A 9,907-nucleotide genomic window follows, 5' to 3' on the forward strand; every position below is an offset into this window, starting at 1 on the left:
GTTCATTCTCCCAAATTTGATTCATTACCGACGTCAGCGCAGGACAGTGCATCCGTATCACCCGTCGCACCGGCAACGATCTGAATGTTGGCAAATGCCGCTGCGAATGGCTGGGACGTTAACACACTGAAGGGGACCTTCACGTTGGCAAAATCGACCTGCTTGAGCCCAAAGCAGGCCAGCGGAATCTTGACCGTGCGCCTGCTCTGGAGGCCCAACTTTTTTAACAGCATGCTCAGGTCAATTTCTCCCCGGCAAGATTCACCGCACTCGAGGGCTAGGCTCACGCGCCCCTGTGGAGTCTGCATGATGACCATATCGAACTGCAACACCCCTTGATTGACGGCATAGGATTGCAGATCCACCGGCTGGGAAGAGCGGGCGAAGATCTTTCCTGGACCACCGAACCAGGTCACCAGTTTTGCATCTTGCTGCGTGTTGATCTGCGTGGTTTCCACCCGAACGGCGGGCTGGTCGGTGGGCAGGCTCAGCGTGGCATTCAGATCGCCCCCCACTGGTCGGCTCAGCCAGTGATTGGCCGCACTGGCGACATGCAAGGCAAAGGGCGCACGATCCGACTGGCTGAAGATTGGCAGCACTGAGGTATGCCCGCAGCTGTCCGGCGGCACCGTGATGTCCAACTTGCGGACAGTCATGCTACTGCCATAGTTCAAACCATAACCTGGCGCAAACAGAGGCGCGTAACCGGGGTCACCCAAGTTCAACGCCGTCTGACAAACCGCCTTCGGCCAGGAAAAGGAAAGACGACCCGTGAAGTCGTGTCGAATGCCACCACCGGCATTGCGGAACAACACATCAGCGACCCCCTTGCCCTCGGTGCCCGGCAACCAAGTCACCACAAAAGCGTCCGACAGGTTGAGCAAATCATTGGCATAAACCGGGCGACCCGACACCAGCAGCGTAATCACCGGTTTACCCCAGCCAGCAACCGCCCGCAACACACTCAAGTCTTCCGGGTAACGACTGCTGTGCCGCAGGGTGCCCGACGCCGCAATGTCACCATTGCCTTCGGCGTAAGGTGTTTCACCGATGACGGCAATCACCGCATCAAAACGCCTCACATCCACCCCTTGTGCTGTTTCGCTGAATGCCACGTTGGCACTGCCTGCCGCTTCCTTGATGCCGTCCAGGATCGTGTCCGCCATCGGGAAATCGCTGTTGACATTGCCGGTACCCTGCCAGCCCAGCGTCCAGCCACCGGTCTGGTTTTGCAGGCTGTTGGCGGATTTGCCCACGACCAATATTTTCTTGCCGGGCGGCAGCGGTAATGCCGCGTCGTTGTTCTTCAGTAGCACCAGCGACTCACGTACTGCCTGGCGCGCCAGTTCTCGCGCTTGCAAAGCCTCTGGTTTGCCGGCGTAAATGCCGTCTGAGGGTTTTTTGCCAAAGATCCCGGCGCGCAGTTTGACGCGCAATATGCGCGACACCGCATCATCAATGCGCGCCAACGGGATCTCGCCCCTTTGTACCTGCGCCATCGTGTTGCCAATGAAGGAGCGCCAGTTGTCGGGCACCATCACCATGTCGATACCCGCATTGATTGCTTGCGCACAACTGGCCTGGGTGCAACCGGGCACCTGGGCAATGCCGTTCCAGTCTGACACCACGAAACCGTCAAATCCCATCTTTTGCTTGAGCACATCGGTCAGCAGCGCTTTGCTGCCGTGCAGCTTGCCGTAATTGATGCCTGCGGCCACGTCGTCCCAACTGTTGAAGGATGCCATCACGGTTTGGACGCCCGCCGCCAATGCACCGTAGTAGCCCTGGCCATGAATATTCATCATGTCGGACTTGCTGCCTTGGCTAATGCCCTGGTCCTTGCCCATATCGGTGCCACCATCGCCGATGAAGTGCTTGGCCGTGGCGACGACGTTGCCATCGTTTGAAAAACTTCCTTGCAGGCCGGTGACATAGGCTCCCGCATAGGCTTTGACCAGATTGGTATCCTCGGAAAAACTCTCATAGGTGCGGCCCCAGCGCGTATCCCGAGCGACCGCCAAAGTAGGCCCAAAGACCCAGTTGATACCGGTTGCACGCACTTGTCGTCCGACCGCCACGCCGATGTTCTGAATCAATTGCGGATCATGCGCCGCACCCAAGCCGATGTTGTGTGGAAACAGCGTCGCGCCATACGCATTGCCATGGCCATGAATGGCGTCTGTGCCCCAAATCACGGGCACCTTGATCTTCATGTCGGTGGTCATGGAGGCGTTGTAGTACTGGTCCGCCAGGCTGACCCAGTCCGCAATCGGTGCCAGCTTGTTTCCATGCGGCCAGTAGCTACCGCCATTGAGCACCGAGCCGATGTAGTACTCGCCCACCTCTGCCGGCGTCACACTCTTGATTTCTGGCTGCGTCATCTGGCCAATTTTTTGGGGCAGGGTCATACCAGCCAGAATGCGGGCTACCTCGACTTCGATCGCCGCGTCCTTTGGAATCGCGCTGGTGATGTGGGGCCAGTCTTCCAGAGGGCGCGCGGACTCCGGTCCAGGTTGACCGTCCAATACGGCACAGCCAACCAGGCACAGACTGCTGAAAAGCACTGCAGAAAAGAACGTTTTCATTGCTGCTTTGGACCCAATAACCCTACCGAACCGAGGGCGACGCCATCACTTGAGGGACAGAAGCAGCACAATGCTGGGCAATGTAGTCCTCATGCGTCGGCATGACATCGACACACTTTTTGATGACACTTTCGATATTTCCGAGAAACATTTTGATTTCTTCCTTGGAGCGCAAATCCACCAAAGGGTTGTAGCTTTGTGGCCGAATGCCTTGACCATGCATCACCTGCACCCAACTCACTTCCCCAAAGAGTTCGCTGCCCTCGCGGAAGAACCGACCGTTGCTGCTGAACAAGTCGATCTTGTGCTGCAGCGTGGCCGGTATGTCCATATTGCGGCAATGATTCCAGAATGGTGAATCGTCACGCTGCGTGGCCTTGTAATGCAGAATGATGAAGTCGCGAATGCGCTCATACTCGAACTGCGTCTGGGCGTTGTATTCGTCAATGTCGGCTTGTTGAAATCCCATATTGGGAAACAACCTGATCACCCGCGCGATAGCCGCCTGAATTAAATGGATATTGGTGGACTCGATGGGTTCAAAAAAACCGCTGGACAGGCCCACGGCGACACAGTTCTTGTGCCAAGTTTCCTTTCGCCGTCCTGGAATGAAGGGAATGTAGCGCGGCTCAGCCAGTTGCTTGCCGTCCAGGTTATTCAGCAGAATCGATGTGGCCTCATCCTGGCTCATGAAACGGCTGGAATAAACGTGACCGTTGCCGATGCGGTGCTGTAGCGGAATGCGCCACTGCCAGCCTGCCGAGTGAGCGGTGGATCTTGTGAAAGGCACTAGAGGCGTGACTGATTCACAGGGCACAGCGATTGCCCGATCACAAGGCAGCCAATGAGACCAGTCCTCGTAGTCACGCTTGAGCGCATCGCCGATCAGCAGCGCACGCGTGCCAGAACAATCGATGAAAAAATCCCCGGAAATTTTTTCGCCACTGGCCAGAACGACGGATTCGATGAAACCATCGGCTTCGCGCAGCACGGTCTGTACGATCCGGCCTTCAGTGCGTACCACACCTCGCTTCTCCGAGTAGCCGCGCAAGAATTTGGCGTACAGACTGGCGTCGAAGTGGAAGGCGTTGTTGATGTCGCCCAAGGGCGAACCGGCCATTTCGGGCTCGCTGCGAAGGAATTTCGACGTCCTGGGCGCCAGTGTATTGATTGAATAGTTTTCCAGATCCGATGCTTCACCGGCCTGGTGCATCTTGAGCCAGTATTGGTAACAGGCAAAGGGGCCGAGGTCTTGCCCAATCTTGCCGAAACCATGAATATAGGAGTCACCCACCTGGCCCCAATTAACAAATTCGATACCGAGTTTGTATGTGCCTTGCGTCGCGCGCAAAAATTCGTTTTCGTCAAGGTCCAGCGCCACATTGAAATCCTTAATCATCGGAATCGTGGCTTCACCCACGCCGATGGTAGCGATCTCGTCAGACTCGACCAGACAAATGTTGTAATGTTTCCCCATTACATTGGAGAAAGCTGCGGCCGTCATCCAGCCCGCTGTTCCACCGCCAACGATGACAATGTTCCTGAGTCTATTTCCGGACATGGTGTCGTCCTTTCCAAAAAAAGTGGTGCGATAAAGGTTCGCAACAACAAGATTACATTGGGTTGCGCAATTTTGTGGCACTACTGTGAAGAAAAAAAGCCCCGCCGACTTTCATCGACAGGGCTTTTGTGCATGAACCAGCTCAGAACTTGTATGTAGCGCCGAGCAGCACCGAACGCCCGAAATTTTCGGTTCTCCAAGGCATTTGGGCGCTGCGATCCCCAGTTGAATCGGCGTAGTATTCGCCACTCCGCGTTTGCACGGAAGGCTCATCCGTGAGATTGTTAATCTGCAACAAAAGTGACAGGCCCTTGTAGGTACCGCTGTCGAACGCGTAGCCGATTTGGAAATCCACTTGCTTTTCCGCTTCGAAGTGTGTACTCGTCTCAGTATTGAGCAACACACTGCGTGTTGTAGCGGTAAAAGGAGCACGATAGCGCTGGCTGATCCGCGTGGAGAAGCCATTCGCCTCGTAATAGACGGTCAGGTTGTTCACAGTACCTGAAAATCCATCGAGATTAATGGGATCGCCGTTCTTGTCCTTGGGCAGGCTGTTTCGCGTGATGGATTCGCTCACAATGACACCAAAGCCCTTCAACGCGGGTGTCAACAAAGCCCCCTCCAAAGAAGCGCTCAACTCAAGACCATAAACCGAGCCACCCTGCCCGTTGACCTGGGTGGTTATCGTTCCTTGATTAGGATCACATCCTGGATTGGTCGAGGAGCAGCCAGCAGTCAGCGTCGGCGAGTAGTTCGGAAAACCAGAGAAGTCACGTACAGTCTTCTGCTCATAGATAAAACTATCCAGCTTTTTATAAAACGCCGCGCCTGCCAGGTAACTGCTCTTGCCGAAGTATTTTTCCAGAGACACGTCAAGGGATTTTGCGCGCCAAGGCTCAAGATCCGGCTTGCCGCCGTTGTTGGCCTCCCAATGCCCCTTGGTTTCACCTGGCGTGGCCGAATTCGCAACCAGTTTTGGCTGATCAGCTCCGGCACGCAAATCATCCATGCGTGGACGTGCCATGGTTTCTGCCAGACCAAAACGCGCGATGAGGTCAGGCTTCAAATTGAAAACCAGATTCAAACTCGGCAAGAAGTCGTTGTATTCGGCACCACCAGTGACCGGTATTACCGCAGCTCCGCCCGGAATCAACGCCCCGTCGTTCCAGGCAAAACCTTCGGAACTTTGCTGCGTGTGCACCGCCTGGATCCCGACATTGCCTCGGACAGGAACAACACCCAAGTCAGTATCGACATTTAGCTTGGCGAACGCGGTAGTGACTTTTTCATGCACCGCATATTTGTTGTCTTTGGCCGACCACGGATCTTTTGGGGTGACTGTGTAAAGCCCCATCACGCTCGGCACATCCCACGACAAGGTGCTGGTGTTAATACCACCTACGTTGATCGCCACCGGCCCACGCAAGGCACTCGCGGGGATAGCCACATTATTGCCCGCCAGCGTAAGACGGTAGGCATCAGACTGGACATTCTTGTCGCGCTGGGTGTAGTTCAAGCCGGTTTCGATGGCGGAGAACATCCCACCCTCTAGGTCGCGCTTGCCAGACAGACGCAAGGACCTGATTTCGTCCTTATATGTCGGTGTCCGCATTTCGGCCCAGTCGGGACTGTTGGTCAACTGAACATTAGTAGCACTGGTTAGATCTTCAGTGGTTGTCCACACCCGATCGCCACTGCTGTCGAGACCTGAAAAAGTGTGAGCGCCACCAGCCAAACCCTTGGCAACAGACTGAATGTAGGTCTCGTTGCGATTGGCGCGTGAAAAACCCAAATCGGCCGTCGCCGTCCACTTGTTGGCCAACTTCAACTCGTTTTTCCAGCCCAATGAGGTGATGTCATCGCTGCGCTGGAAGTTCTTTTCGTAGACAAGGTTGCGATCACCAGCAGACGTACCGCTGGAAATGATCGTCTGTCCATTGACATTTGAGGTGCCGACGTTGGAGAAATTAGAACCACCGCCCCAAGGTTGAAGATCGCCTGCCCATAAATTTGTGACACGCTTTTGATCGAACTTGGAGTAATACAAGTCAACAATACTGTGCAAGTCCTTGTTCGGCTTGAACTCAAGCACGGCCATCAAACCGTCGCGGACTTGCTTGCTGGAGGTGACGCTGGCCTCGAAACCTTGGGCAAACAGGGCACGAGCACCAGCCACTCCAGCCCCTGGCACACCCGTTGGGTTCGAACCCCAACTTTTTGCCTGATCGGAAGCGTAGTCACCGTATTTCCAAGCTTCGTATTTTTTTGCCTCTCCCGGAGAATCAAGATGCGCAAACCCGAGCGCCAGACCCACGGTGTTGTCCGCAAACTGATTGATGTACGAGGCGCTGAGACGGTTGCCCAAGCCGCCGTCACCCTGGGGCGACAACTGCCCATTGGAGTTTTTCTCGCCGCGCACATTGACGGAGATTTGACGCCCACGCAAATCCAAAGGCATCACCGGGCGAATGTCGACGGTGCCCGACAAGCCTTGCCCCACCAAAGCAGCATCGGGTGTCTTGTAAACAATCACCTTGTTAATCAACTCCGAGGGAAACTGGTCGTACTCGGCCGCACGTCCATCACCGGAGCTGACAATTTCACGCCCGTTAAGCACGGCACCTGCGTAATCAGGACCAAGTCCGCGGATCGAGATCGCCGATGCACGACCATCCACACGCTGCGCCGCCAACCCCGGCAGGCGTGCGATCGAATCAGCAATGCTGGCGTCGGGTAATTTACCAATGTCTTCTGCCGAAACTGCTTCCACAATGGAATCGGAATTTCTCTTGACAGCAATGGAACTCTCAATACCCTTGCGGATGCCGGTCACCGTCACGGTGTCCAGACTGGCCTCCTGGGCGTAAACCGAGCCAGTCGCAAGCAGCAACGTTGCGCAGGCGGCTGCGATGGGATTGATGCGCAGCGCAGCGCGGCGCCGGACGACGTTCTGGCTGCGCTGGGTAGCTGAAGTTTTCATTCAAAGTCTCCTAGGGGCTCGATTTTTAAAATGTGGCATAAACCATGTTTATGCCGTGATGAGGGAATGATTAATCCAAACTGGAAACGTTTCCAGTGATGCCCACTTTATCATCCAAAAATTCAATTCCGTATTCGGGGTTTCCCTAATTCTGGCTGTTTGCTTGAAAAAAAGATGGACTCGCCGCGGTGGCCCCGGCAGCCTTGGCGGTCCATTCAACTTGACTGCGCATGCGACCAGTCCACCAGTGTGCTTGAACCGGTGGTAGCAGTTGAAACTTCAACAAGACCTGAAATCGACAACTGCGGGGGACACGGGTGCCCCCTGTGCATGGATGGGTTCAGCGAACTGAACTGTCTCTCAGCATGAACGTCATGGCAGTAGCACTTTCACCACGATGGGGTAGTGGTCTGAGGGGTAGCGGTCATCGTACAGATCGGTGATAACCTGGTGCGAAAGAACCTGCTGGCCCGAGCTGACAAAAACGAAATCTATCTTGTTCCCCGGCTGAATGTCCTTGCCAAAACCATTGAACGTGATGTCGCCCCCGGTGGCGGGTGTGCGCGCCACGACGGCGGCATCCTGCAAGTGAGTGATCAAGGTCTGGTAGCCGGCAAAACCGGGTCGGTCATTCAGATCGCCGGTCAATATCACCGGCAGGCCCACGTCCAGCGTCTGCAGGGTTTGCACAATGAGTTTGGCGCTCTCGCTGCGCGCGGTGTGCCCCACATGGTCAAAGTGCGTGTCCATGAAATACATGCGCTTGCCACTTTTGCGGCTCTTGAGGCCAAGTACCGTCATGGTGCGATTGAACATCGCGTCCCAGCTCCTAGACACCTGGCCAGGGGTTTCTGACAGCCACAGCGTTTTCTGCGACTCGATCGCAAAAGCGGAGCGACGCACGAGCACCGCGTTCATCTCGCCACCTTCCTTGCCGTCGTCGCGCCCCACGCCCACCCAATCGAAATCGCCCAGCAAGGCCGCCAGGTCTTTGACCTGAAACGCCTCGGCCTCCTGCAAACCGATCACATCCGCCTGTGATTTTTTGATGACGTCGGCGACCAGAAACTTACGTCGACTCCAGTGATTGACGTCGTCTGCACGTTCACAGAACCCGCAACGGATGTTGTAGCTCATGACGTGCAGCACCTCCTGTGTCGATGCTGGCGTGAGGGCGCAGGCTGTGATCAGTGCTGTGATCAGCATCAGCAAAGCGAAGTGAAAAGTACGCATGGCATGTCCAATTTTTTGGTTGGAGGTGTTCAATGCAGCTTGAATGGCTCTGGCGCAACGGCACTGTTCAGCCACTTCATGACTTCCTGGTGGGGCTCATAGGGCAGGCTGCCGAACTGTTTGAAGAGGCTCTCAATTTCAGCCAGCGGGGCGGTGGAAAAATCGACTGCTGGCACTTTGGCCGCAGCGGTATTGGTGACCAGGCCCCAGTTGCCATGGCCCTGCCCGCCGTTGTTGCTGACCATCTTGTAGGACCAGATGGCGGCGGCCCAACCATACTTGGCGTAGGCGTCAAAACTGGCGCGCGCGATCTGCCCCCCCAATTCATTGTCCATATCCGCCCAGGGCTGAAATTCACCAACGAAGAACGGCGTGTTCAAGGCGTTCATGCGGGTGTTCCACTCACAGCTGCCGTCACCTTTGGAGGCACACTGGAGCCAGTCGCGGTGCACCTCAACGCCAGGCTTGCCCCAACCAAAGTGGCCAGGATAGAAGTGCATTTCAAAAGCGACGTTGCGCATCCCCTGGTCGCCTGGCTTGCCATAGGCGTCGATGCCGCGATGATGGCCGGGCAGGATGATGACGTGATTTTGATCAACGGCGCGCACGCTGGCGTAGAGTTTTTTCACCACCGCGGCCATCTGGTGCTCGGTGGTGCCCCACGGTTCATTCAGCAAACTGTAGCCAGCGACGGCGGCGCGGTTCTTGTAGCGGTTTGCGACCTGCTCCCACAGCCAGGTGGTACGGTCCTGGTACTCCGGCGTGCTCCAGTACAGGTTCTTGTTGGCGCAACCACTGTGATGCTCCATACCCTGGCTGCCGACAGCGCCGTGCAGGTCGAGTATGACGTACATGCCGCGCGCCTCGGCCTGATTGATCGCTTCATCAAGGTAATGCCATGCGTCGGCTCGCAAATGGCGGGGCTTCTTTTCATCCTCTACCAGACTCCAGATGAAAGGCAGGCGCACCAGGTTCAGCCCAAAGCGCGACATCATGTCCCAGTCGCGCGTGGTGATCCAGTTGTCGCGAAACAACTTCATCAGGCGTTCGCGCTCGACGTAGCCAAAGCGCTCGTCGAACTTCGCTTCGAGCGTGCACTGGTCGTCAATCGCCGTAGAGTGTTGCCCCATCATCCAGAATTCGAGCATCAGCCAGTTGCCGAGGTTGACGCCCTTGAGATTGATCTGACTGCCGTCTGACTTCGCCCAGTGGGCACCTTGGGCATGCAACATCGACATCTCTGCGGCGTTGGCAGCACCGTAGCCGGCAAGCCTGAACAACTGGATAAAAATAAACACAAAACGAAACATGCTTCTCTCCAAGTGAGTGCGACACCACGGCCGCGTCATGCCATTGAGCGATCAAACAGCAGCCCCATGTTGGGATTTGTTTCCCCGATTGGCTATTCCACCTTGAAATTAAATTCCTGCGTGGCAATCACATCGCCACCATCGGTGACGCAGGTGTACTGCATCATGGCTGCCTTGACTGCGGCATGGAACACGCGCGGACCCGACAGGATGGTCACATCCACAATGCTGCCACCCT

The 9,907-nt window shown here is 55.9% G+C and carries 5 protein-coding genes; all 5 read right to left on the reverse strand.

What is annotated here, in order from left to right; genetic code table 11:
- Positions 1 to 2: 2 nt before the first annotated feature.
- The gene (locus PHF15_RS14745; RefSeq protein WP_300122241.1) at positions 3 to 2,585 is read right to left on the reverse strand and encodes a glycoside hydrolase family 3 N-terminal domain-containing protein; all 2,583 of its coding nucleotides are present in this window, start codon (positions 2,583 to 2,585) and stop codon (positions 3 to 5) included.
- A gap of 22 nt (positions 2,586 to 2,607) precedes the next feature.
- A complete protein-coding gene (locus tag PHF15_RS14750; protein ID WP_300122243.1) occupies positions 2,608 to 4,146 on the reverse strand; it encodes a tryptophan halogenase family protein in 1,539 nt (512 codons plus the stop codon).
- A gap of 142 nt (positions 4,147 to 4,288) precedes the next feature.
- Positions 4,289 to 7,126: a TonB-dependent receptor gene (locus PHF15_RS14755; RefSeq protein WP_300122245.1), complete on the reverse strand. Its 2,838-nt coding sequence runs from the start codon at positions 7,124 to 7,126 to the stop codon at positions 4,289 to 4,291.
- A 372-nt stretch (positions 7,127 to 7,498) separates the two neighbouring features.
- On the reverse strand, positions 7,499 to 8,359 hold the full coding sequence (locus PHF15_RS14760; RefSeq protein ID WP_300122247.1) for an endonuclease/exonuclease/phosphatase family protein: 861 nt from the start codon (positions 8,357 to 8,359) through the stop codon (positions 7,499 to 7,501).
- 29 nt (positions 8,360 to 8,388) lie between these two features.
- The gene (locus PHF15_RS14765; protein WP_300122249.1) at positions 8,389 to 9,669 is read right to left on the reverse strand and encodes a cellulase family glycosylhydrolase; all 1,281 of its coding nucleotides are present in this window, start codon (positions 9,667 to 9,669) and stop codon (positions 8,389 to 8,391) included.
- Positions 9,670 to 9,907 lie beyond the last annotated feature (238 nt).

The sequence above is a fragment of the Rhodoferax sp. genome, assembly GCF_028689295.1.
Lineage (GTDB): Bacteria > Pseudomonadota > Gammaproteobacteria > Burkholderiales > Burkholderiaceae_C > Rhodoferax.

Bases quoted from the DNA above. Each gene is read 5' to 3' on its own strand.
- PHF15_RS14755 (WP_300122245.1), bottom strand. From the start codon at position 7,126: ATGAAAACTTCAGCTACCCAGCGCAGCCAGAACGTCGTCCGGCGCCGC.
- PHF15_RS14745 (WP_300122241.1), bottom strand. From the start codon at position 2,585: ATGAAAACGTTCTTTTCTGCAGTGCTTTTCAGCAGTCTGTGCCTGGTT.
- PHF15_RS14765 (WP_300122249.1), bottom strand. From the start codon at position 9,669: ATGTTTCGTTTTGTGTTTATTTTTATCCAGTTGTTCAGGCTTGCCGGC.
- PHF15_RS14750 (WP_300122243.1), bottom strand. From the start codon at position 4,146: ATGTCCGGAAATAGACTCAGGAACATTGTCATCGTTGGCGGTGGAACA.
- PHF15_RS14760 (WP_300122247.1), bottom strand. From the start codon at position 8,359: ATGCGTACTTTTCACTTCGCTTTGCTGATGCTGATCACAGCACTGATC.